At 64.1% G+C, this 23,073-nt stretch carries 18 protein-coding genes, 1 tRNA gene and 1 pseudogene; 14 read left to right on the top strand and 6 right to left on the bottom strand.

The genetic code is table 11. From position 1 onward, the window contains the following. Position 1 precedes the first annotated feature (1 nt). The 3 genes from DD559_RS05085 (at position 2) to DD559_RS05075 (ending at position 4,629) form a co-directional block, all read left to right on the top strand. Complete coding sequence (locus DD559_RS05085; RefSeq protein ID WP_116468222.1) at positions 2-1,630, top strand: FAD-dependent oxidoreductase; 1,629 nt, start codon at positions 2-4, stop codon at positions 1,628-1,630. Positions 1,631-1,710: 80 nt separating this feature from the next. After that, positions 1,711-3,723 (top strand): ATP-binding protein, encoded by a 2,013-nt coding sequence (locus DD559_RS05080; RefSeq protein ID WP_133243777.1) that lies wholly within the window; start codon positions 1,711-1,713, stop codon positions 3,721-3,723. Positions 3,724-3,795: 72 nt separating this feature from the next. Next, the gene (locus tag DD559_RS05075) at positions 3,796-4,629 is read left to right on the top strand and encodes an alpha/beta fold hydrolase (protein WP_116468220.1); all 834 of its coding nucleotides are present in this window, start codon (positions 3,796-3,798) and stop codon (positions 4,627-4,629) included. A 148-nt stretch (positions 4,630-4,777) separates the two neighbouring features. On the opposite strand, the gene DD559_RS05070 is transcribed toward DD559_RS05075, so the two are convergent. Next, positions 4,778-5,608 carry an alpha/beta fold hydrolase gene (locus DD559_RS05070; RefSeq protein ID WP_116468219.1) on the bottom strand — a complete coding sequence of 277 codons (831 nt, stop codon included), beginning with the start codon at positions 5,606-5,608 and terminating at the stop codon, positions 4,778-4,780. A gap of 613 nt (positions 5,609-6,221) precedes the next feature. Between DD559_RS05070 and DD559_RS05065 the strand changes: the two genes are divergently transcribed. From DD559_RS05065 to DD559_RS20080, 3 genes and pseudogenes are all read left to right on the top strand, one after another. Continuing rightward, a complete protein-coding gene (locus tag DD559_RS05065) occupies positions 6,222-7,079 on the top strand; it encodes an alpha/beta fold hydrolase (RefSeq protein WP_116468218.1) in 858 nt (285 codons plus the stop codon). Between the two features lie 44 nt (positions 7,080-7,123). Beyond that, positions 7,124-7,924, top strand: coding sequence for an alpha/beta fold hydrolase (locus tag DD559_RS05060; RefSeq protein ID WP_206364447.1), 801 nt, complete (start codon positions 7,124-7,126; stop codon positions 7,922-7,924). A gap of 45 nt (positions 7,925-7,969) precedes the next feature. After that, positions 7,970-8,222 (top strand): annotated as a pseudogene (locus tag DD559_RS20080) (IS3 family transposase); the annotation flags it as partial. Positions 8,223-8,485: 263 nt separating this feature from the next. On the opposite strand, the gene DD559_RS05055 reads toward DD559_RS20080, so the two are convergent. Further along, a tRNA-Ala gene (locus tag DD559_RS05055) sits at positions 8,486-8,561 on the bottom strand. A gap of 213 nt (positions 8,562-8,774) precedes the next feature. On the opposite strand from DD559_RS05055, the gene DD559_RS19935 reads away from it, so the two are divergent. After that, entirely contained in the window at positions 8,775-9,869 is a 1,095-nt protein-coding gene (locus tag DD559_RS19935; RefSeq protein WP_206364446.1) for a DUF2171 domain-containing protein, read from the top strand. Between the two features lie 203 nt (positions 9,870-10,072). On the opposite strand, the gene katG is transcribed toward DD559_RS19935, so the two are convergent. After that, complete coding sequence (gene katG / locus DD559_RS05045; RefSeq protein ID WP_116468216.1) at positions 10,073-12,271, bottom strand: catalase/peroxidase HPI; 2,199 nt, start codon at positions 12,269-12,271, stop codon at positions 10,073-10,075. A gap of 253 nt (positions 12,272-12,524) precedes the next feature. Between katG and DD559_RS05040 the strand changes: the two genes are divergently transcribed. Beyond that, entirely contained in the window at positions 12,525-13,841 is a 1,317-nt protein-coding gene (locus DD559_RS05040; RefSeq protein WP_116468215.1) for a cystathionine gamma-synthase family protein, read from the top strand. 21 nt (positions 13,842-13,862) lie between these two features. On the opposite strand, the gene DD559_RS05035 is transcribed toward DD559_RS05040, so the two are convergent. Next, a complete protein-coding gene (locus tag DD559_RS05035) occupies positions 13,863-14,294 on the bottom strand; it encodes an acyl-CoA thioesterase (RefSeq protein ID WP_116468214.1) in 432 nt (143 codons plus the stop codon). 373 nt (positions 14,295-14,667) lie between these two features. Continuing rightward, the gene (locus DD559_RS05030) at positions 14,668-15,876 is read right to left on the bottom strand and encodes an LL-diaminopimelate aminotransferase (protein ID WP_116468213.1); all 1,209 of its coding nucleotides are present in this window, start codon (positions 15,874-15,876) and stop codon (positions 14,668-14,670) included. Positions 15,877-16,006: 130 nt separating this feature from the next. On the opposite strand from DD559_RS05030, the gene DD559_RS05025 reads away from it, so the two are divergent. The 3 genes from DD559_RS05025 (at position 16,007) to clpS (ending at position 19,116) form a co-directional block, all read left to right on the top strand. Next, complete coding sequence (locus tag DD559_RS05025; protein ID WP_116468212.1) at positions 16,007-17,743, top strand: PHA/PHB synthase family protein; 1,737 nt, start codon at positions 16,007-16,009, stop codon at positions 17,741-17,743. 303 nt (positions 17,744-18,046) lie between these two features. Further along, positions 18,047-18,616 (top strand): phasin family protein, encoded by a 570-nt coding sequence (locus tag DD559_RS05020; RefSeq protein ID WP_240610128.1) that lies wholly within the window; start codon positions 18,047-18,049, stop codon positions 18,614-18,616. Positions 18,617-18,783: 167 nt separating this feature from the next. Then, positions 18,784-19,116, top strand: a complete 333-nt coding sequence (gene clpS, locus DD559_RS05015; RefSeq protein WP_116470728.1) for an ATP-dependent Clp protease adapter ClpS — start codon at positions 18,784-18,786, stop codon at positions 19,114-19,116. Positions 19,117-19,133: 17 nt separating this feature from the next. Here clpS and DD559_RS05010 read toward each other — a convergent pair whose 3' ends face one another. Beyond that, positions 19,134-19,841, bottom strand: coding sequence for a Crp/Fnr family transcriptional regulator (locus tag DD559_RS05010; protein WP_116468210.1), 708 nt, complete (start codon positions 19,839-19,841; stop codon positions 19,134-19,136). A 147-nt stretch (positions 19,842-19,988) separates the two neighbouring features. Here DD559_RS05010 and murA point away from each other — a divergent pair, with 147 nt between their 5' ends. The 3 genes from murA (at position 19,989) to DD559_RS04995 (ending at position 23,026) form a co-directional block, all read left to right on the top strand. Next, positions 19,989-21,272: a UDP-N-acetylglucosamine 1-carboxyvinyltransferase gene (gene murA / locus DD559_RS05005; protein ID WP_116468209.1), complete on the top strand. Its 1,284-nt coding sequence runs from the start codon at positions 19,989-19,991 to the stop codon at positions 21,270-21,272. A gap of 85 nt (positions 21,273-21,357) precedes the next feature. Next, the gene (locus DD559_RS05000; RefSeq protein WP_116468208.1) at positions 21,358-22,119 is read left to right on the top strand and encodes an EAL domain-containing protein; all 762 of its coding nucleotides are present in this window, start codon (positions 21,358-21,360) and stop codon (positions 22,117-22,119) included. 169 nt (positions 22,120-22,288) lie between these two features. Continuing rightward, positions 22,289-23,026 carry an EAL domain-containing protein gene (locus DD559_RS04995; RefSeq protein WP_240610127.1) on the top strand — a complete coding sequence of 246 codons (738 nt, stop codon included), beginning with the start codon at positions 22,289-22,291 and terminating at the stop codon, positions 23,024-23,026. The last annotated feature ends 47 nt before the right edge of the window (positions 23,027-23,073 follow it).

Here is a 23,073-nt window from a genome sequence, read left to right as displayed (position 1 = left end):
CATGGCCGTTGCCGACACTCCCCTGCGGCCGGAACCGCCAGCCCATGCACGCGAGACACAGATATTTCCGCGTCTGGACACGCCACTGATCGAGCGGATCGCCGCTTATGGCGCGGAGGAGCAGCCCGCTTCCGACATGTTGCTGTTCGCGCGCGGCGATCGCAACCCGGACTTCTTCGTCGTGCGCGAAGGCGCCATCGATCTGTTCGACGGCGAAGGCGACTATGTCCGCAGTTACCTGCCAGGCCAGTTCAGCGGAGAGCTGCATCTGTTCAGCGGCCGCGCCTCGCTGCTCGACGGGCGCGCGGCCGCTGGCACGCGGCTACTCCGCCTTTCTCCCCAGGCTTTTCGCCGCATGGCTTCGGCCGAGCCGGACATCGGCGAGATCATCATGCGCGCCTTCATCCTTCGGCGGGTCGATCTGCTCGCCACCGGCTTTGGCGGCATCACCCTGGTCGGCTCGGCCGAAGACCCGGAAACGCATCGAATCCGCGAATTCCTCACCCGAAACGCCCATCCCCACCGCTTTGTCGACCTGCGCGACCCCGCCGCGCCCGCGGCACTCGCGACGGACGAGCTGCCTGCGGTACTTCTGCCCGAAGGCAGGGTGCTTTCCCGGCCCTCGGTGACGCAGCTCACCGAACTTCTCGGCCTGAACGGCGTGCCTGACAGCGACGCGCTCTATGACCTGGTGGTCGTGGGGGCTGGACCCGCCGGGCTCGCGGCGGCCGTGTACGGGGCGTCCGAAGGCCTTTCCACCTGCGTCGTCGAGGCGGAAGCACCCGGCGGGCAAGCCGGCACCAGCAGCCGCATCGAAAATTATCTCGGATTTCCCACTGGCATCTCCGGACAGGCGCTGGCGGGCCGTGCGATCACCCAGGCGCACAAGTTCGGCGCAGTTTTACGCGTCTCGTGCCGGGCGAAGCATCTCGACTGCCGCAGCAGCCCGCTGCAGGTCTCGCTGGAAAGTGGCGAGACGCTAAAAGCCCGAGCGGTGGTGATCGCCACCGGCGCACGCTATCGCCGGCTGGACGTTCCCAACTATGCCGCGCTGGAAGGCCGCGGAATCTATTATGCGGCAACGCCGATGGAGGCCCAGCTCTGCGCCGGGGCGGAAGTGGTTGTAGTCGGCGGCGGCAACTCTGCGGGCCAGGCGGCGATGTTCCTTTCGCGCAGCTGCGCCAGGGTCCATATTCTCGTCCGCGGACCCGGCCTCGCCGCCACCATGTCCGACTATCTCGTCCAGCGTATAGCGGGCAGCGCAAACGTGCAGCTGCATTCCTTCTGCGAGGTGACAAGCGTAGAAGGCACGGATTTCCTTACCCGCCTGAGCTGGCGCGACTCCGCCAGCGGTACCACGGAAACGCGCGACGTGCGGGGGCTGTTCGTGATGATCGGTGCCGCGCCCAACACCGAATGGCTATCGGATTGCCTGCCGCTCGATCCTGCCGGTTTCGTGCCCACCGGCGTGGACACGGCGGGGCGCCCGCTCGCTTCGCCCTATGCCACGATCATCGACGGCGTGTTCGCCGTGGGAGACGTGCGCGCCGGCTCGGTGAAGCGAGTAGCCTCCGGCGTCGGCGAGGGAGCAGCCGTGGTTTCCGCAGTCCACAGTCATATTGCCGGTTGACCCATGTACCTCAACCGCAGCCCATGATAGCACGACCGAATTGACGCTGCGCACGGTGGCGTGAGGAGCGGGGAACCTGCGTGCAGCGAGTGCCAGCGGAATTGCTGGATCTGTCCAGCGAGAGCATGATCTCCACCGCCGACGGTGCTTTGATCACCAGCTGGAACCTGGCCGCCACGGCAATCTATGGCTGGCAGCCGCAGGAAGCGCTGGGCGAGGCGCTGGCCGATCTGGTCGGCCCCTATCCTGATACTGCGATTGAGGAAGTCCGGAACCGCGGCATCTGGGAGGGCCGGATCGAACGCCGTCGGCGTGACCGCTCGACCTGTACGGTGCGTATCCGTCTCGCACGTGCGGCCCAGGCAGATCGCGAATGGATGGAAGTCTCTTCGCCGGTTGAGACAGGCCATCCGGCCGAAATCGCGCTCGCGGCCAGCGAGTATCGCTACCGCAACCTGTTCGGCGCGGTCGCGGCGTCGTTCTGGGAACTGGATTTCAGCGGGGTCGGCGCGTTGCTTCGCGAAGTGCGCGAGCAAGGCGTCACGGACATCGCCGCGCATCTTCGCGCAACGCCCACCCTCATCCGCGCGATGATGCGGGCGACGCGAATCGTCGATACCAACGATCGGTCGATCGAGATGTTCGGGCCCGGCACGAAGCGCGATCTGATCACGACGCCGCTCGACCAGTATTGGCCGGAAGCGAGCTCGGCAGACTTCGCCGAGAGCATTCTTTCCGCGATCAGCGGCAAGCCCCGCCACGTCGCCGAAACGCGGATGCGGGCGCGCGACGGCCGCGAATTCGATGCACTGTTCACCGTATCGTTCCTGCCGGGCACGGTCGGCAACGGCACGCTGCTGGTGGGCTTCACCGATATCTCGGACCGGGTACAGGCCACGCGGCAGCTCGGCGAAGCTAGCACCCGCCGCAAGATGCTGATGGACGTGCCGACCATCGCATTGTCCGAACTCGCTGCGCCGGAAACGAGCGCCGTCTTCAAGCGCCTCCGTGCGGAGGGCGTGACCGACCTTCACGCCTATATCGACGCGCATCCGGGCTTCGTCGACGAGGTGGCGTCGAGCCTGCACTTCACTGCGGTCAACGACGCGACCGTGCGCCTGTTCGGTGCACGGTCGGCGGAGGATCTGATCGGTCGGTCGCTTACCGGGCTCGTTCAGCCCGGCTGCGACGTGCTGCGCCGCTCGATCGAGGGCGCCTACGACCGCCAGCCGATTTTCCAGAGCGAAATCAGAATGTTCAAGCTGGACGGCGCGCCGGTCGATACGCTGTTCTGCCGCGTCTCCAGTCCCGATCCCGCCAGCGGCGAAGCCGTGATCGCACAGATCGACATCACCGAGCAGGTAAAGGCGCGGCAGGAAATCGAGCGGATGCGCCAGCAATCGGCCCATGCTTCGCGCATCACCCTGCTCGGCCAGCTTTCCGCCTCCATCGTCCACGAGATCAGTCAGCCGATCACCGCCATCGCCATGCATGCCGCCGCCGCCGAGCGGCTGGCGAGAGCCCCGGAGGCGCAGCTGGAGAAACTGGCCAGGATCACCAGCCAGATCGGGCAGAACGCGCTGCGCACAGGCGAGATCGTCGAGCGCATCCGCGCGCTCGCAGCAAATCGCGAGATCCCGATGGTATCGCTGTCGATGACGGACATCGTCGCGGAAACCCGGCTGCTCCTCCAGCAGGAACTCACCGAAAAGGGGATACAGGTGACGCTTGCCCGGGACGCCGTGCTGCCGAACGTCTGCGGCGATCGCATCCAACTGCAGCAGGTGCTCGCCAACCTCATGGTCAACGCGATTCAGGCGATGGACGGCACGCCCGAGGGGAAGCGCCGAATCGACCTGTCGCTGCGCACGAAGGAAGGTATCGTCCTGCTGGAAGTCGCCGATACCGGTCCCGGCCTATCGGCCGCCTTCCGGGCCGAGCCCTTCCAGACCTTCCGCACCAGCAAGCCGGACGGACTGGGCATCGGGCTCACGATATGCCGCTCGATCGCCGAGGCGCATGGCGGCCGGATCGAAGTGCGCGATCGCAGCCACGGCGGTGCCGCGTTCACGCTGGCCCTGCCGGCTGCCTGAACCAAGGCATACCGCAGTTCAGATCGTGCGCCGCCACCGCTGCAGCCAAACTGCCGGCCGAGGAGAACGGCCATGCACACCCATGTCACTGCCCCCACCCGGTTCGTCGAAGCAGGGAGCATTCGCTACGCATATCGCCGCTTCGGCACGCCTTCTGCCACGCCGATGGTGCTGCTCCAGCACTTCACCGGCGGACTGGATCATTGGGACCCGGCGGTCACCGACGGGCTGGCGCGCGACAGGGAGGTGATCCTGGTCGACAATGCCGGCGTCGGCAGTTCGACCGGCGAGACGCCGACGACAATCGAAGGCATGGCCGATTGCATTCGCGACTTCGTCGATGCGCTGGACCTGGAGCGCTTCGACCTGCTCGGCTTTTCGATGGGCGGCATGGTCGCCCAGGCGTTTGCCAAGGAACATGCCGATCGCATACGCCGGCTGATCCTGGTCGGCACCTCGCCGCGCGGCGGCGACCCGACGCCGTTCGGCGCCGAAGTTTCCCAACGTGCGCGCGGCGATGCCGGGCTGGAGGAGATGGCCTGGCTGTTCTTCGGCCACTCGGATGCCGGCCGCGCTGCTGCCGCAGCGTTCTGGGAACGTCGGCACGCCCGCATCGAAGATCGCGACCCGCCCAGCGGCACTGCGACGATCATGGCACAAGTGGCTGCCGGTCGAGACTGGCTTTTGCCACATGGCGAGCGCTTTGCCGATCTCGCGAGGATTACGGTGCCGACCCTGGTCGTCAACGGCCACACCGATGTCATGCTCCCGACAATCAATTCCTTCTACCTGCAACAGCATCTGCCTGATGCGCAGCTGATCCTCTATCCGGATTCGGGCCACGCTGCCCATTTCCAGTATCCGAGCCAATTCCTGGCCCACGCCCGGTTATTCTTGTCCGAGTGATAGCGGGGGTGCCGGACTGGGGAACTGCAGTCCGGCACCTTTGCAAGCACTGCGGCACCCGTCCCCGCCGACAATAATTCGCCGGCAGCGCATCGAAGAAGCGCTGCCGGCGACTGATATCTTCAACGGCGGTAAACCTGCCCGCGCTTCAAGCTTTGATAAAGGCGAGCAGATCAGGGTTTAGCACGTCTGCATGTGTCGTCAGCATCCCATGTGGATAGCCCTTGTACACCTTGAGCTCACCGTGCTGCAGCAGCTTGACCGACAACAAGGCCGCATCTGCGATGGGAACCACCTGATCGTCATCCCCATGCATGACCAACGTCGGCACCTGGATACGCTTCAAATCCTCGGTGAAGTCGGTCTCGGAAAAGACCGCAATGCAATCATATTGCGCCTTGGCGGAGCCGATCATTCCCTGGCGCCACCAATTCTGAATGGTGCCGGGATAAATCTTCGCACCATCGCGATTGAACCCGTAAAAAGGACCGCTGGCGATATCCATGTAAAGCTGGGCCCGATTGGCTGCGAGCGCGCTTCGATAGCCGTCGAACACGGATTTGGGCAGGCCGCCGGGATTGCGATCCGACTGGAGCATTACGGGCGGAATCGCCGCGACGAGCACGAGCTTCGCGATCCGGCCCGGCTTTGCCTTGGCAGCGTAGCGCGCGGCCTCACCGCCGCCGGTGGAATGCCCGATATGCACGGCGTGCTTCAGATCCAGGTGATCCGTCAGTTCGATCACGTCGGCGACATAGGTGTCCATGTCGTTCCCCACATCCGTCTGGGTCGAACGACCGTGACCACGGCGATCATGCGCCACCACGCGGAAGCCATGCGACAGAAAAAACAGCATCTGCGCGTCCCAGTCATCGGACGACAGGGGCCAGCCATGATGGAAAAAGATCGGCGGCGCGTCTTTGGGGCCCCAGTCCTTGTAGAATATTGCTGTGCCGTCCTTGGTTGTAATCGTACCCATGGTCAGGTCTCCGTGCGATGGTAAGGGAGAGGCAAAGAGCGGGCTGCTGCCAAGGTGAGACAACATGCCCGCAGCAATCAGGCCCGCTAACGCGTCGCGGCGGGTCAGATCCCAACCTGCGTGCGTTTGGCCACACGGAACGCCGCGCACGTCGTCCGCGCCCTCTTGGGTGTCGTTCTGTTGCGCCCCGGCAAAGGCCGGACTCTTTGGGGTATGTGCCATGGTGAAGCCTCGCTCGGCGGGAGTCGCTGCCCCGCTGCGCCAGATGACGCGCTTGCCCGCCTCTTTCCTATCCTACCGTCTCAGACCTCTCCCCATACCGGGGTTCAGTGTGGCCGCGCAGGGCGTCGATATTCGGCCCAGGCGGCTTCGATCAAAGTAAGGAGCTTGGCATCGAGCATTGCCGCGAAGCGGTCGAGCCTCTGGGATGGCCCGCCCGATCAGCGTGAACGAGGTTAAGGCTGACTCGGGTTCTGCCTCCCCGCGCATGGCTCTCCCGATTCCTGGTGCAAGACCTACCTCGGGACTGGGGTGCCCAGCCTCCGGACTAATGGTGCATCGCGCCGGAAACAGGGATTTTGCGCCCGGCACTTCAGCCGAAAGGAAGTCCCGCATGTACGATGCCAGCGCCGATACCACGCTTACCGCACTGACCCGCTTCCTCGAAGCCGCCAATGGTGTGCGCTATGCCTATCGCCGCTTCGGCAAGCCTGGCGGGACCCCGCTCGTGCTGCTGCCGCGGTTCCGCGGCGACCTCGACACCTGGGACCCTGCACTGCTCGATGCCCTGGCTGCCGAGCGCGAACTGATCCTCGTCAACAATCGCGGCGTCAGCAGTTCCAGCGGGACCACCCCGGCCTCCATCTTCGAGATGGCCCGTGACCTGCTTGCCTTTGTGGACTCGCTCGATCTGTCCCGCATCGACCTGCTCGGCTTTTCGCTCGGCGGCTTCATCGCACAGGAAGTCGTGCTGACCCGTCCGGACCTGGTCCACCGCCTGATCCTGGCGGCAACCGGCCCCCAAGGCGGACCGAATATGCACGGCTGGCGAAAGGACATCGCCGATGCGGTCCGCAAGGATATGCCCGGTGCAGCGGAACTGCTCTACACCTTCTTCAAGCCGACCGAAACCAGCCAGTCGGCAGGACAGGCCTATCTGGGCCGCTTCCTCGCTCGCACCGCGGACCGCGACGTGGCGAGCAGCCTGCAGACCCGCGATGCACATTATGACGCGGTATGTTCCTGGGGTGTGGCCGACCATGCGAAGCTGCAACGTCTGCAGAGCATCCGTCAGCCGACCTTCGTCGCCAATGGCGATGCAGATGCGATGATTCCGCCGAGCTTATCCTACCTGATGGGCGGCCTCATCCCGAACGCCGAGGTGAAGATCTACCCCGATGCGGGCCACGGCTTCCTCTTCCAGCACCACGCCGAGTTTGCGCGCGACGTGAACACCTTCCTGAACGCTTGAAAAGACATCCCGTGCCCGATGATATCGCCCCTGCGCTGGAGACCGTGACCGTCAACGGCCTCCGCATCCGCATCCGCAAAGGCGGAACCTGTGCTGGAACACCCCTCTTTCTCACCGCGCCCTATCCGGAGAGCGTCCGCGCTTTCGACGCGATCTGGCCGGCGCTGGAGGCACTCGGCCCGCTGGTTGCCGTCGACCTGCCAGGCTTTGGCCGCTCGGAATTCGACGAACGCCTGATGTCGCCGAGCGCCATGGGCGCGTTTCTGCCGATGTTGCTGGACGAACTCGGGCTCGATCGCGTGCATGCGATCGTACCCGATATCGGCACGCTGGCGGCCTTGTTCGCCGCCGCCCGGCATCCGGAACGGTTCGAAAGCATCGTTGCGGGCAGCGGGGGCACAGCCATGGCGCTGCTCGGTGAACCGTTGCGGCAGATCGTCGCGAGCAGCCCGGAGGATTTTGCCGGTATAGACGGGGGCGAGCAGGTAGTAGAACTGATCCGAACCAGCACGCGCGTGCCGATCGCCGATGCGGTACTGGAGGATTACCGCCAATCCTCGTCCGGTAGCCGCTGGAACGAGGCCGCAGCATTCGTTCGGGCGTATGCACAGGACCTGCCGCGGCTGGAAGTGCTTCTGGGTAGCGTCGCGACGCCGGTTCTGGTCATCTCCGGCAGCGACGATCCGTTCGTGCCCCCCAGCAATGGGGCATTCCTGCAAAAGCATTTGCCCCGCGGCGTTCATCGTATCGTGGAGAGCGGCCACTTCGTCTGGGAGGACGCTGCGGAGCGCTATGCCACCCTGATCACGGAGTGGGTGCAGGGCGGCTACCGCGCGGCCGTTTAGGCGGAAAGAGCTTCGCCGTCTGCGGCGTGCCCAAGAGCCTGCCCCGGCGAAAGCCGGGTCTGGCGGCAGATGTTTCAGAAGCGCTTTCCGGTCGCCCGCTGTACGGTCCCGCAGTTGATGCGTGCGATGGGCGTGGCAGGGGCAAGCCGACACGCGCGACCATTAGCGACAACGCGGCGTCGTGCCCGCTCGGTCACGTCAATCGCCAGTTCTACACGCCAGCGCCGAACATGCTGTGGCTGTCGGACTTCACCCACGCCGCGGCTTGGCGGGGTTCGTGTACATTGCCATCTTCCTCGGCAGAATACACCTCGTCGCCAGCGTCATGTGGTTTTGTGAGTCCCAGCGGTGGGACAAATATCTGTCGTTTGAGAACATCTGCAACATAGGGTCCTGGCTTCGAACCTGAGTCGTCAGGCCAGTGCCAAGCCGACGTATGGCGCGATTGGTGCGCGCTCGCTGAGAGGCACCCACGACCGTGCAAATCAGCAGACAAAATTATGACCTAGATTATGACCGAAGAAAGACTTTGGCAAAAAAGCCAATATAATCAATGGCGGCTGGTGGAGCTGAGGGGAATCGAACCCCTGACCTCTGCAGTGCGATTGCAGCGCTCTCCCATCTGAGCTACAGCCCCGCCGCCGGACCTGGGTGGCCCCCAGGAGGCGATCCCATTAGCGACACCCGCGCTGCGATGCAACTGGCTTATCGCGTCGTCGCAAATCCGGAGAGATCCAGCGAAGCGGCTGTGATCGAAGTAAAAAGTCCGGAACCGTTCGCAATCCTCTCAGTTGAATCGAACAGACGGCACTGAAGCCGCGCCCGCCCACACACAGCAGGAGAGATAACGATGGACAACCGTAACAATCCTTACGGCGCCACCGGATATAGTGACGCCCGGAATCGGGGCGACTACGGTCAGGATTTCGGTTCGCATCGCGACTATACCTACAGCAGCGCACGCGATTATGCCGCCGCCGGAGAATTAGGTCGTGGCAGACGCGAAGGGCGCAGCAGTTGGGACCGAGATCGCAATGATTGGCGCAGCGAGGGCTATGCGTACCGTCGCGAGGAAGGTGACAGCCGTCGCGACCGGGATCGCGACTGGAACGATTATGGCCCGCATAGTTACGGCAACCAGGGCGCGCATGGGCAGGATCGGCGTTACGACTATGGTGCCGGCAGCACCGACCGCGACTGGAGCGATCGCAATCGCTTCGCCGGACGCTATGGCACGCCGCCGCAGGGCCGTTTCGGTGACGGAATGAGTCCCGGAACCCAGCGCCGCTACGACGACGAGCGCGAACTTCGCGGCTATGATCGCGATCGCGGCTTCTTCGACCGTGCGGGCGACGAGGTACGGTCGTGGTTCGGTGATGAGGAAGCGGAGCGCCGCCGTCGCCAGGACCAGCGCTATGACGAGATACAGGCGCGCAACGAAGGCGCCCACGATCCGCATTATGGCGAGTGGCGTCGCAGCCGCATCGCCGAATTCGACCGCGATTATGACGAGTATCGCCGCGAGAATGCCCAGCGTTTCCACAGCGAATTCGAGAACTGGCGTACCGAACGCACCAGCCAGCGCGATTCGCTGCGCCGCGTGACCGAGCATATGGAAGTGCTGGGGTCGGACGGCAGCCATGTCGGCACGGTCGACAAGGTACGCGGAGACCGCATCATCCTGACCAAGAACGACACGGATGCTGAGGGTCGCCATCACTCCATCCCGTCACGCTGGATCCAGGCCGTCGATGAGAAGGTCACGTTGCGCAAGACCGCAGAGGAAGCCAAGAACCATTGGCGCGACGAGGAACAGTCTGGCGCGATGTTCGGCGCAGACAAAAGCAAATCGACCGCCGCCACGGATCAGACCAGCACCGCCGACCGATCGCAGGATTGGAGCACGACGGGCAATCTGAATTCGAGCTTCAAGGGCACGTACTGAAACGAAGCGAAGGTGTAGCCGTCTCCTCCCCCGCCAGGGGGAGTGGCAGGCGCAGCATCACGGAGGGAGAGGAAGCACGACGGCTTCCGTTCTGGCATCCTCCCCCTCCGACGCCTTCCGCGCCACCTCCCCCTGGCGGGGGAGGAAACACTGAAGGAGATTAGGGCCGTCCGGCAGTGCCGGGCGGCCCGTTCTTCAAGCGCTCACAGGTCGACGCGGTCCGCGTTCATCACCTTGGTCCAGGCCTTGCCGAATGCGGCGACGAACGCCGCCTCGGCATCGTCGGTGGCATAGGCTTCGGCCAGCGCCCGCAACTGCGAGTTGGAGCCGAAGATCAGGTCGACGCGGGTACCGGTCCACTTGGCCTCCCCGGTCTTGCGGTCCTTGGCGACGAAGCTGCCGTCGCCTTGCGCTTCCCACTTGGCCGTGAAGCTGGTGGTCAGCAGGTTGCGGAAGAAGTCGTTGGTCAGCGTCTCCGGACGGTCGGTGAACACGCCATGCTTCGAGTCGCTATGATTGGCGCCGAGCACGCGCAGGCCGCCGACCAGCACGGTCATCTCCGGTGCGGTGAGCGTCAGCAGTGCCGCACGGTCGACCAGCAGTTCCTCTTCCGACCAGCCCATCGTGTCGCGGGCATAATTGCGGAAGCCGTCGACCTTGGGTTCAAGCGGCTCGAAGCTGTGCGCGTCCGTCTGTTCCTGGCTGGCGTCGGTACGGCCCGGCACGAACGGCAGGCGCAGATCATGCCCGGCCTTCTTCGCCGCAGCCTCCACCGCCGCCGTGCCGCCGAGCACGATCAGATCGGCGAGCGACACCTTCTTGCCCCCGCTTTGGAACTTCGCCTGGATTGCTTCCAGTACGGCCAAAGCCTGGCTGAGTTCGGCAGGCTCGTTCACCGCCCAGTCCTTCTGCGGGGCGAGGCGGATGCGCGCACCATTGGCACCACCGCGCTTGTCCGAGCCGCGATAGGTGCTGGCCGACGCCCAGGCCGTCTTCACCAGCCGCGAAATCGACAGGCCCGAGCCGAGGATATCGGCCTTGAGCGCTGCCACGTCCGCGTCGTCGATCAGCGGATGGTCGACCGCCGGAACCGGGTCCTGCCAGAGGCGCGGCTCGGCCGGCACTTCGGGGCCGAGCAGCTTGGCGTGCGGGCCGCTGTCGCGGTGGGTCAGCTTGTACCAGGCCTCGGCAAAGGCATGGGCGAACTGGTCCGGATTCTCGTAGAAGCGCCGCGAGATCGGGCCATAGGCCGGATCGAAACGCAGCGATAGGTCCGTGGTCAGCATCGTCGGGAGGTGCTTCTTCGACGGATCATGCGCGTCCGGGATCACCTCGCCGGCATCCTTCGCCACCCATTGATGCGCGCCCGCCGGGCTCTTGGTCAGTTCATACTCATATTCGAACAGGTTCTTGAAGAAGCCCATCCCCCACTGCGTCGGGGTCTCGGTCCAGGTGACCTCCAGGCCGCTGGTGATCGTGTCGCCGGCATTGCCCGTGCCGAAGCTGTTCTTCCAGCCGAGCGCCTGCATCTCGATCCCTGCGCCTTCGGGCTCCGGGCCGATATACTGGCTCGGGTCCGCCGCGCCGTGCGTCTTGCCGAAGGTGTGGCCGCCGGCGATCAGCGCGACGGTCTCCTCATCGTTCATCGCCATGCGCGCGAAGGTCTCGCGGATGTCGTGCGCGGCGAGCAACGGATCGGGGTTGCCGTCCGGGCCTTCCGGATTGACATAGATCAGGCCCATCTGAACCGCCGCCAGCGGGTTCGACAGGTCGCGCTCGCCCGAATAGCGGCCGCCTGGCTTGTCGCTGGTCTGCAGCCATTCGCGTTCGGGGCCCCAGTTGATGTCGCGCTCGGGCTCCCACACATCGGCGCGACCGCCGCCGAAGCCGGCGGTTTTGAAGCCCATCGATTCGAGCGCGCAATTGCCGGTGAGGATCAGCAGGTCCGCCCAGGAGAGCGCCCGGCCATATTTCTGCTTGATCGGCCACAGCAGCATGCGGGCCTTGTCGAGATTGGCATTATCCGGCCAGCTGTTGAGCGGGGCGAAGCGCTGCGTGCCGGACCCCGCGCCGCCGCGCCCGTCGCCGATGCGATAGGTGCCGGCGCTGTGCCACGCCATGCGGATGAACAGCGGGCCATAATGGCCGAAATCCGCCGGCCACCAGTCCTGCGAATCGGTCATCAACGCGAAGATGTCCGCCTTCACGGCAGCCAGATCGAGCTTCTGAAACGCGGCGGCATAGTCGAAGTCGGCGCCCATCGGATCGCCGGCGGGCGGGTTCTGGTGGAGCACGGTCAGGTCGAGCTGGTTGGGCCACCAGGTCCGGTTCGTCATGTCGAACAGGACGGCATTGCCCTCCATCTTGCCACCATGCATCGGGCACTGCGATTCGGCGTTCATTCGGGCATCTCCTTGCGGGATCGGGCTATGGTCTGCGCAAAGCCTCGCACGGCCAGAGCGATCGATGAAATGGATTAGTCCGCGCACACTGATCGATCTTGCCGCTCATGTCAGTATATCCGATTAGATAGGTCTCGGCCACGGCGCGCAGACGAAACGATGTTGCGCCACGGCGGTTACGGACTTGGCTGGTTTGCCCGCCCGAACTGGTTACACTCGCAACCAACCGTAGAACAGATTTCGGAGAGCCTGCATGACCGACGCCACCGAAGCCGACCTGACCGGCGGCACCCCGCGCCCCCGCCCCGAAGGCGAGGTCGAGAAGATCGGCGATCGCAAGCTCAAGCCGGCGACGATGATGATGGGGCACGGCTATGATCCGATGCTCTCGGAAGGATCGCTGAAGCCGCCGATCTTCCTCACCTCTACCTTCGTCTTCCCCAATGCCGCAGCGGGCAAGCGCCACTTCGAAGGCGTGACCGGCAAGCGCCCCGGCGGCGCCGAGGGCTTGGTCTATTCGCGCTTCAACGGCCCGAACCAGGAGATCCTGGAAGACCGGCTCGCGATCTGGGAAGAGGCTGAGGATGCGCTCGCCTTCTCCTCGGGCATGTCGGCGATCGCGACGCTGTTCCTGTCGATGGTCAAGCCGGGCGACACGATCGTCCATTCTGGCCCGCTCTATGCCGCGACCGAGACGCTGATCGCCCGCATCCTCGGCCGCTTCGGCATCCACTGGCTCGACTTCCCGGCGGGCGCCACCCGCGAGGAGATCGACGCGGTGCTGAGCAAGGCGGCGACCGGCAATGTCGCGCTGATCTATCTGGAGAGCCCCGCCAACCCGACCAACGCGCTGGTCGACGTCGAAGCCGTGGCGGCCAGCCGCGACGCGATCTTCAAGGGCGACACCAAGCCGCCGATCGCGATCGACAATACCTTCCTCGGCCCGCTCTGGGCGCAGCCGCTCCGCCAGGGTGCGGATATCGTCGTCTACTCGCTGACCAAATATGCCGGCGGCCATTCGGACCTGGTGGCGGGCGGCGTGCTGGGATCGAAGGCGCACATCAACACGATCCGGCTGATGCGCAACACGATCGGCACGATCTGCGACCCGAACACGGCCTGGATGCTGCTCCGCTCGCTCGAGACGCTCGAGCTGCGGATGAGCCGCGCAGGCGAGAACGCCGCCAAGGTCTGCGAATTCCTGGCCGCCCACCCCAAGGTGGAGAAGGTCGGCTATCTCGGCTTCCTCGATCGCAGCGAGGACAAGCGCCAGGCCGACATCTATCGCCGCCACTGCACGGGCGCGGGATCGACCTTCTCACTCTACCTGAAGGGCGGTGAGAAGGAGGCGTTCGCCTTTCTCGATGCGCTCAAGATCGCCAAGCTGGCGGTGAGTCTGGGCGGCACCGAGACGCTGGCATCGCATCCTGCGGGGATGACGCATTTGTCGGTGCCGGAGGCGCGCAAGCAGGCGCTGGGGATCACCGACAATCTGGTGCGCATCTCGATCGGCGTCGAGGATGCCGACGATCTGATCGCGGACTTCGAGAATGCGCTGAAGGCGGTCTGAGTCCGCGTGGCGCGGTAAGGCCTAAACCTCCCCAGCGCCCAGCGACAGCAGCCGCGCCCGCACCCCGCCGGGAATCGGCTGCGGCCGCCGCGTGACGAGATCGAGATGCACGCTGACCATCTCGATCTCGGCATGCAGGTCGCCTGTTTCCGCGTGGCAAAGATCAACCCGCATCGTCATGCTGGAGGTGCCCACCCGCTCCACGCGAACGAACGCTTCGACCAGATCGTCGAACCGGAACGGCCGCTTATACTCTAGCTGCGCGCGGACGACATTGAACTCGGCTTCAGTCCATTCCTGCCCCAGCTCGGCCAGGTCCGCCCAGCGCCAGAATTCGGTGAGTCCGACATCGGCATATTCGAGATAGCGCGAGTTAAAGACGATCTTCTGCCCGTCGATCTCGGAATAGCGCACGCGGAAACGGGTGGAGAAGGGGAAACCGGGGCGTAGCAAGTCGGACTCCTGGTAAGTCTAGGGCGATGTTAAAGCGTCGTTATTGGAGAGCGAAACCCCCAAATTGCAGGGCTACTGAAAAATTGCCATTCTAATGTCCGGCGGTAATTCCACCGCCGCATTCGTGAGGACGCATAATGTCATTCGCAAACTTGTGCGCCTTCCTCCTCGTCGTGTTTGCTTTTGCCACCCTCATCCTGAAGGTGGTGGAAGTTTCGCGCCGGGATTAAGGCCAACGGGCGGGGGGCGCGTTGCAGCGCGCTCCCCAAACGAAAAGCCCCCGCCGTTGCAGCGGCGGGGGCTCGCATCATGGGAAACCCATGTCATTCGCTACATCCATATAGCCGAACCGGGTTTCCGTTTCAATTGGGCCCTATCCCGCGTTGGCCGCCGGTGTGTTGACACCCATCGACTGGAGGTACTTGCGAACGTTGCGCGCCGCCTGGCGGAGGCGCTGCTCGTTCTCCACCATCGCGATGCGGACGAAGCCTTCGCCATTCTCGCCATAGCCCACGCCCGGCGCCACCGCGACCTTGGCGTGGGTAAGCAACTGCTTGGAAAACTCCAGGCTACCCAGATGCGCCAGCGCCGGCGGCAGCGGCGCCCATGCAAACATCGATGCGCGGGGGCTTGGGATATCCCAGCCGGCCCGAGCAAAGCTCTCCACCATCACATCGCGGCGCTTGTGATAGAGTTGGCGATTCTTTTCGACGATGTCCTGCGGCCCGTTCAGCGCCGCGCAGGCCGCCGCCTGAACGGGCGTGAAGGCACCGTAATCGAGATAGGATTTTACGCGCGTCATCGCCGCGATCAGTTGGCGGTTTCCGACGGCGAAACCGATGCGCCAGCCGGCCATCGAATAGGTCTTGCTGAGCGAAGTAAACTCGATCGCGACGTCCTTGGCGCCCTTCACCTGCAGGATCGATGGCGTCGGCTTGCCATCGAAATACAGCTCCGAATAGGCAAGGTCGGAAAGGATCCACACCTTGTTGTCGCGCGCCCAGGCGACGAGGCGTTCATAGAAGGCCAGGTCCACCGTCTCCGCCGTCGGGTTGGACGGATAGTTGATCACCAGGATCGACGGGCGCGGCACGGTGAAGTTCATCGCGCGCTCGAGGCTCTCGAAATAGGCGTCGTCGGGCGTCGTCGGCACCGCTCGGATCGTGGCACCCGCGATGATGAAGCCGAAGGTATGGATCGGGTAGCTGGGATTCGGTGCCAGGACCACGTCGCCCGGCGCGGTTATCGCGGTAGCCAGGCTGGCCAGCCCCTCCTTCGATCCCATCGTCACCACCACTTCGGTCTCGGGATCGAGATCGACACCAAACCGGCGGCCATAATAATTGGCCTGGGCGCGACGGAGGCCCGGGATGCCCTTGGACTGCGAATAGCCGTGCGCATCGGGCTTGCGCGCGACCTCGCAAAGTTTTTCGATCACATGATCGGGCGGCGGCAGATCGGGGTTGCCCATGCCGAGATCGATAATGTCCTCTCCGCCCGCGCGCGCCGCTGCCCGCATCGCGTTCACTTCGGCGATGACATAGGGGGGCAAGCGCTTGATGCGGTAGAATTCTTCGGACATTTCCTCGACTTTCAAGGGTTCTAGCACGCGACACAAAATTGTGTCGTGCGCGCGTTCTACGCCATAAAAGCGCATCCGGGAATGACGCATTGCTTTGCCTGCGCTAAGGCGACGTAAAGGAGAGGACCGAATGGCCGATACGCTCACGCCCGCCCTGCCCCGCCTGGAAGACCTGCAGCATTGGACCTGGGTACTGGGCCGCGCACAACAGATGATGCTGGAGCATGGGCTGGACCTGATGGAGCATGTGCCGTCCGCCCCGCCGTTCGGAATGCTGCTTGATCCCACCCCGGCCGTCCGCGCAAGCGCCGATTTCTGGGCGGACACGATGCAATTATGGCAGCGATTTCTCGATCCCGCCCATGCCGAGCCGTTCGTCGAAACGACCGAACAGGCCCGGGACAAGCGCTTCAAGGCGCCCCAATGGCGCGAGGATCCGATCTTCGACTTCCTGCGCCAGAGCTATTTCGTGATCGCCGATCACATGCTCAGGAACGTCGAGGCGCTGGAGCATGTCGATGAACGGCAGAAAGACCAGATCCGATTCGCCACAAAGGGATTCATCGATGCGATGAGCCCGTCCAACTTTCCTGCCACCAACCCGCAGGTGATCGAGAAGATCGTCGAGACCAAGGGCGAGAACCTGCTGAAAGGCCTGCAGCACATGCTGCAGGATATGGCCAAGGGCCAGATGACGCAGACCGCCGCAGGCGCGTTCGAGCTTGGGCGTAACCTGGCGATGACGCCAGGCAAGGTGGTGAAGCGCACGCCGCTCTACGAGCTGATCCAGTATTCCCCGACCACCGATGAGGTGCTGGAAACACCGCTGGTGATCTTCCCCCCCTGGATCAACCGATTCTACATCCTCGATCTGACGCCCGAGAAAAGCTTCATACGCTGGGCGGTGGATCAGGGCATCACCGTGTTCGTGGTTTCCTGGCGCTCTGCCGACGCATCGATGAAGGATGTGGTCTGGGACGATTATGTCGAACGCGGCCAGATCGACGCGATCGACACGGTGCGCGAGTTGCTCGGCGTTGAGGGCGTGCACACGATCGGCTACTGCGTAGCGGGCACCACACTGGCGGCGACGCTGGCCGTCCTTGCGGCCCGCGACCAGGCCGAAAAGGTCAAGAGCGCCACCTTCTTCACCGCGCAGGTGGACTTCGCCGATGCCGGCGAATTGCGGGTGTTCGTCGATGACGATCAGCTGGCAATGATCCGCAGCCTCAGCGCCGAAGGGTTTCTCGACGGCCGCTATATGGCCGCGACGTTCAACCTGTTGCGGGGACGCGATCTGATCTGGAATTATGTGACCAACAACTATCTGATGGGACAGGATTATGCACCGTTCGACCTGCTCCACTGGAACTCGGACGTAACCAACCTGCCCGCCGCCTGGCACCTGAGTTATCTGACGGACCTGTATCGCGACAATAAGCTGATCGCCCCCGGCGCGCTATCGATCGGCGGCACCCCGATCGACCTGTCGAAGGTAAGAACCCCAAGCTATATCCAGGCAGGACGGGAAGATCACATCGCCCCACCCAAAAGTGTCTGGAAGATGACACATCATTTCTCGGGTCCACATCGGTTCGTTCTGGCGGGATCCGGACACATCGCCGGAGTCGTCAATCCGCCCGCCGCGAAGAAATACCAATACTGGACCAATTCTAGTCCTGCCGACTCGCTCGAAACATTTTTGGAAAGCGCCTCCGAAACGAGCGGAAGCTGGTGGCCGGATTGGCTGCGCTGGCTGGCGGGGATAGACGGTGCAAAAACAACGACAAACGGAGCGAGAGTTCCTGGGATGGGCGCACTTGCGGCGATCACCGAAGCGCCCGGCGAATATGTTAGAACACGCTGAATAATAAGTCTTTTCTTAGATCCCTCCCGCTCATTGTGCACTGCACAAATTGCCCTTGCAAAATAAAGCTGCGAAGCGTATATGCTGCAGCGCAGCAATAGGTAGGAAGCTAGTCATATGGCCAGCAAGGGACCGAAGACGACCTCCAGGTCCACCGCGAAAGCGGGGGGTCGCGCCAGCACGGCGCCAAAGACCGAAGCTGCTGCGGCCAAGCCAGAGGCCATTGCCGCGCCCGCAGTCGAGACGCCCGTCCCGGCTGCGGCGGTGGTTGCCCCTCCGGCCAAAGCCGCTGCACCGCAGGAAGTGAAGAGCAACATCGAAGAACCGATCGCCGCCGCGGCAGCGCCTGCAAAGGCGATTGTCGAGGAAGTGATCGAGGCCGCAGAGACCGTCGCGCCGGCGGTCACCACCAGCACCGCGAAGGAAACGACTATCATGGCTACCCATTTCGAAAATACCACCGCCCAGGCCCAGAACCTGTTCAGCGACATCAACGAGCGCGCCAAGGTCGCCGTGGAAAAGTCGACCAAGCTGGTTGAGGAAGCCAATGAATTCACCAAGGGCAACATCGAAGCGCTGGTGGAATCCGGCCGCATTGCAGCCAAGGGCTTCGAATCGCTTGGCCAGGAAGCCGCCGACTACAGCCGCCGTTCGTTCGAAAGCGCCACCGCTGCGATGAAGAACCTGGCCTCGGTCAAGTCGCCGGCCGATTTCTTCAAGCTGCAGAGCGAGTATGTGCGCGGCGCGTTCGACGCCTATGTCGCCGAAACCTCGAAGCACACCGAAGCGATGCTGAAGCTGGCTGGCGATGCCGCGCAGCCGCTGTCGAACCGCTTCGCGGTCGCCGTTGAAAAGGTCAAGGCAAACGCCTGAGCCCGGCTTTGACCGCATCGGTCACCAAGGGGGCGGTCGCAAATGCGGCCGCCTTTTTTGTTTCGATCACCGACAAAATCGTCCCTGCATACCTGCACTGCCTTGCCCTTGCGGGCCGTGCGTCATATTTTGCCGAGGCTATGGCCGAGATCACCCCGCAGATTCACATGGCCGAAGACGGCGACCAGGATGACCGCGGCAATGACGGCCAGGCCGGCATCGCAACCCGCACGCGCACCCGCACCAAGAAGCCGACGCCCTATCGCGTGCTGATGTTGAACGATGATTACACACCGATGGAATTTGTCGTCCTCGTCCTTCAACGCTTCTTTCGGATGACGATCGAGGAGGCGACGCAGGTGATGCTCCACGTCCATCAGCGCGGCGTGGGCGTATGCGGCGTGTTCAGCTATGAAGTAGCGGAGACCAAGGTTTCCCAGGTGATCGATTTCGCCCGCCAGAACCAGCACCCGCTGCAATGCACGCTGGAAAAGGCCTGACGGCGCTTTCCGATCGATCAGGCCGCCGACGGCAGCCAGCGCAGGTCCAGGCCCTCGTAGCGATTGACATAATTTGCCGCGAACGCGAGCCCGGAGCTATCAAGCAGGGTGACCCGGCCGCCTTCGCGCGCGATCATCCCCTCCTCTTCCAGTTGTCGCAGCATTCGGTTGACATGTACCGCCGTAAGCCCGGTCGCGTCGCCGATCTCTTCCTGCGTCAGTCCCAGGACGAAGGTTGAATCGATTGCCTTGTCCGTCGCCCGTAACCGGTTACGCAAATCGAGCAGCAGCGCCGCCACGCGCGCCTTAGCGCTGGTCCGGCCCAGCGCAGCGAGCCGATCGGTCAGCGATACCCGCTCGATCTGGCTGTACACGAGGATCATCGCGGAAAGCCGCGGATGCGTCCGCATGATATCCGCCAGCGCTGCCCGATCGAAGGGAGACACCACGGAATCGGAAAGCGCACACAGCGTCTCCGGCGCCTCGCTGTAGATTGCGGAGGAGATGCCCAGCATGTCCCCAGGGAACAGGAAGCGGAGAATCTGGCGACTGCCGTCATCCAGCAGCACATAGCTCATCATCAATCCCCGCCGCAGGATGAACAATTCGCCGCATGGCTCGTTCTCCCGCTGCAGGATCGCGCCGCGACGCACGTGTCGCTGGCGCAGCTCGAGCGCGTCCAGCGCGTCGCGTTCGCGCTGGGTCAGTTCGACCAGCTCACTCAATACGTCAGCAAAACAACTTCTTGACACGCTTGCACTTCCCCCGGTTCCCCCTGCAAAGCAGCGCAGCGAAAACAGCGCATTAAAATCGATCAAGCTTCCCTTCAGCCTACCGCTTGCACCTGCGGACAGAGCGGCTAGAAGCTCGCCATGGACCGTATCCTCATCCGCGGCGGCAAACGCCTCACCGGCAAGATCGCGATTTCCGGAGCGAAGAACTCCGCCCTCACCCTGATGCCGTGCGCGCTGCTGACCGACGAGCCGCTCACGCTCAGAAACCTGCCACGCCTCGCAGATGTCGACAGCTTCGGACATCTACTGAATGAACTCGGCGCTTCTACCTCGGTAGAGGGCACGCGCCCGAACGAATTCGGCCGGGTGCTCTCCGTTCGCGCCAGCCGGTTGACGTCCACCGTCGCACCCTATGACATCGTCCGCAAGATGCGCGCCTCGATCCTCGTGCTCGGCCCGCTGCTTGCCCGCGAGGGCGAGGCAACGGTGTCGCTGCCGGGCGGCTGTGCGATCGGCAACCGCCCGATCGATCTACACTTGAAGGCACTCGAAGCTCTGGGCGCGGAGATCGAACTGAGCGCCGGCTATGTGAAGGCGAGCGCGCCAAACGGACGGATCGCAGGCGGGCGCTACCGTTTTCCCGTCGTGTCGGTCGGGGCCACCGAAAACGCGCTGATGGCGGCAGTTACGGCACGCGGCACCAGCGTACTCGACAATGCCGCACGCGAACCCGAAATCGTCGATTTGTGCAACCTGCTGGTGGCGATGGGTGCAGTGATTCGCGGCATCGGCACCGAAACGCTGGAAATCGACGGTCGAGATCGCCTGCACGGCGCAACCTATGCCGTGATGCCGGACCGGATCGAAGCGGGCAGCTATGCCTGCGCCGCGGCTGTCACGGGCGGTGACGTCGAACTGGTCGGCGCGGCGCCCAACGACATGCGTGCGACACTCGATGCGCTATCGGAAGCGGGTGTCCTTGTCGAAGAGACGGCGAACGGCGTGCGCGTGGCCGCCGCTAACGGCATCCGGCCGCTGACGCTCAACACGGCGCCCTTCCCGGGCTTTGCCACCGATATGCAGGCGCAGTTCATGGCCATGCTGTGCAAAGCCGATGGTACCAGCACGCTGACCGAGACGATCTTTGAAAATCGCTACATGCACGTGCCGGAACTGGCGCGGATGGGCGCAGATATCGAAGTGCATGGCCGCACGGCCATCGTACGGGGGGTGCAAAAGCTTACCGGCGCGCCGGTAATGGCCACCGATCTGCGCGCCTCGATGAGCCTGATTCTCGCCGGTCTCGCTGCTGAAGGCGAGACCCAGGTCAACCGCGTCTATCACCTCGATCGCGGCTATGAGCGGCTGGAGGAAAAGCTGCAGGCCGTGGGCGCCGATATCGAACGCGTCGGCGACGGCTGACGGGCCCACCCGGAGGTGGTCGTCAACGCGTGGTAAACCGTTCCGCACTATTGTGATGCATGGGGATCTTGTCGGGAGACGCCCCGTGCTCGAATGCCAGACCGTCCTTGCGGCGCCGGCGCCGCTTCCCCGGGAACTCTTCACGATGGCGTTCCAGCCGGTCGTGAATACCAATACCTTGGTCGTTACGGCTTATGAGGCCACGTTCTGCGGGCCGAACGGGGAAGGCCCGGCCGCCTTTGCCGCCGCGCTGCCCGAATCGGCGCGCCCCACCTTCGATCTGCGCTGCCGAGTCGCCGCCTTGGAACAGGCGATCGAGCTGGGGGTCATCGATCGACGGGTACGCCTCGCCGTGAAGGTGATGCCCACCTATATCGCCGATCCGCTCGCAGATGCGGAACGGATGCAGCGGATCGTACGACGCCTCGGCTTTCCTGCCCGGGAGCTGGTTCTCGAGTTCAGCGATCGCGATCACCTGGAAAGCGATCACATGGTCGCGTTGGTCAAGGCCTATCGCAAGCTGGGATTTCTTATCGCGTTCGACGATTTCGGTGCCGGCGATATGGGCCTGGAGCTGCTTTCGCTGCTAACGCCGGACACGCTCAAGCTCGCGCCCGAGTTGGTCCATAGCCTGTCCACGAGTTGGGCGCGGCGTTTGGTGGTCGAGCGGGTGGTGGAGATTGCCCGCAAGGGACGCATCCGGCTGATCGCCGAAGGCGTCGATACGCGCGCGGAGCATGATCGCCTGCATTCGCTCGGCGTTTCGCTGATGCAGGGTGAAGCGATTGCGCCACGCCAGGTCGGCGCACTTCCCGCCCCCGCCTTGCGGTTCGACGGAGCGAACTGACCCCTTGCGCATCGCAGGTGCTCCGCACCCGGTGCGGCAAGCACCTGCGTAGATTCCCCATTCGGTCGAACCCAATGCGGCAACGCCCGGAATGGGCGCTGCGGGATCGATTGTTTACCCGTTGTTCAGGCTTGAAACGGCCGGCAACGGGAGAAACGAGATGGGCGACATGGCGGATATCCGAATTGGGCTGGAGCCCATTCTGGCGCATGGATCGAACGAGCCCTTTGCCTGGCACGCGGCCATTCTCACCCGCCCGGAGGTCTTCCACACGGTGGATGCCATTCTGCTTCCGCAGGATCGCCTGTCCCTCGAAGCAACGCGGCTGGATCGCACGCTGGAGGCAGCTGCCGCTGCCCGCATCGCGGACAGCGGTTGCCTGCTGGTGGTGCCGGTGAATGCCCGTGCCGGTGCCCCCGATCGTCTGCTTGCCCAGCTTTTCCGTGCCGCGCTCCGTCATGCCTTCCCGCTCGATCGCCTGGTGATTGAAATCCAGGCGGGGGAAACGGCGGATCATGCCGCTGCCGCCGCGCTGATCCGCGCCAGCACCGATCGCGGCCTGATGCTGGCATTTTCCGGTTTCGCGGCAGGCCCGCTCGGGTTGCGGCTGCTGGCACATTGCTCGCCCCGTCTGATCCGGCTTGATCCAGCCTTGGCCCGCCGCCTCGATGCCGCGCCCGCCCGGGCGCGCATGGTGGAAGCGGTTCTTCGGATCGCGCGCGGCATGGGCGTTGCCGTCATTGCCCCGGCGCCGACGCTGGAGGCGGAGCGCGACGCTGCCCTCGCGATCGGACTGCGGCACTTCCACGGGCGCGCGGAACCCGCGCCGCGGCGGACCCGCCCGTCCGTTCGCAGCCTCTGGCACCCCGCGGTCGCCGGTGCCCGCTTGGCGCGTCTGCAGGCCTGACGCCGCCGGATTTGCCTCTGGCGGGCCGCGCGACTATGCGCTCCACC

It is taken from the genome of Sphingomonas pokkalii, assembly GCF_003096275.1.
GTDB classification, from domain to species: Bacteria; Pseudomonadota; Alphaproteobacteria; order Sphingomonadales; family Sphingomonadaceae; genus Sphingomonas; species Sphingomonas pokkalii.
The sequence above is the reverse complement of the archived record's forward strand: the minus strand, read 5'-3'. Positions and strand labels throughout refer to the sequence as shown.

What these genes read in the sequence shown, in the direction of transcription:
- DD559_RS05070 (WP_116468219.1), bottom strand. Translation starts at nt 5,608, where the DNA reads ATGGGTACGATTACAACCAAGGACGGCACAGCAATATTCTACAAGGAC.
- DD559_RS05065 (WP_116468218.1), top strand. Translation starts at nt 6,222, where the DNA reads ATGTACGATGCCAGCGCCGATACCACGCTTACCGCACTGACCCGCTTC.
- DD559_RS05025 (WP_116468212.1), top strand. Translation starts at nt 16,007, where the DNA reads ATGGCCGATACGCTCACGCCCGCCCTGCCCCGCCTGGAAGACCTGCAG.
- DD559_RS05030 (WP_116468213.1), bottom strand. Translation starts at nt 15,876, where the DNA reads ATGTCCGAAGAATTCTACCGCATCAAGCGCTTGCCCCCCTATGTCATC.
- katG (WP_116468216.1), bottom strand. Translation starts at nt 12,271, where the DNA reads ATGAACGCCGAATCGCAGTGCCCGATGCATGGTGGCAAGATGGAGGGC.
- DD559_RS19935 (WP_206364446.1), top strand. Translation starts at nt 8,775, where the DNA reads ATGGACAACCGTAACAATCCTTACGGCGCCACCGGATATAGTGACGCC.
- DD559_RS05075 (WP_116468220.1), top strand. Translation starts at nt 3,796, where the DNA reads ATGCACACCCATGTCACTGCCCCCACCCGGTTCGTCGAAGCAGGGAGC.
- clpS (WP_116470728.1), top strand. Translation starts at nt 18,784, where the DNA reads ATGGCCGAAGACGGCGACCAGGATGACCGCGGCAATGACGGCCAGGCC.
- DD559_RS05085 (WP_116468222.1), top strand. Translation starts at nt 2, where the DNA reads ATGGCCGTTGCCGACACTCCCCTGCGGCCGGAACCGCCAGCCCATGCA.
- DD559_RS04995 (WP_240610127.1), top strand. Translation starts at nt 22,289, where the DNA reads ATGGCGGATATCCGAATTGGGCTGGAGCCCATTCTGGCGCATGGATCG.
- DD559_RS05040 (WP_116468215.1), top strand. Translation starts at nt 12,525, where the DNA reads ATGACCGACGCCACCGAAGCCGACCTGACCGGCGGCACCCCGCGCCCC.
- murA (WP_116468209.1), top strand. Translation starts at nt 19,989, where the DNA reads ATGGACCGTATCCTCATCCGCGGCGGCAAACGCCTCACCGGCAAGATC.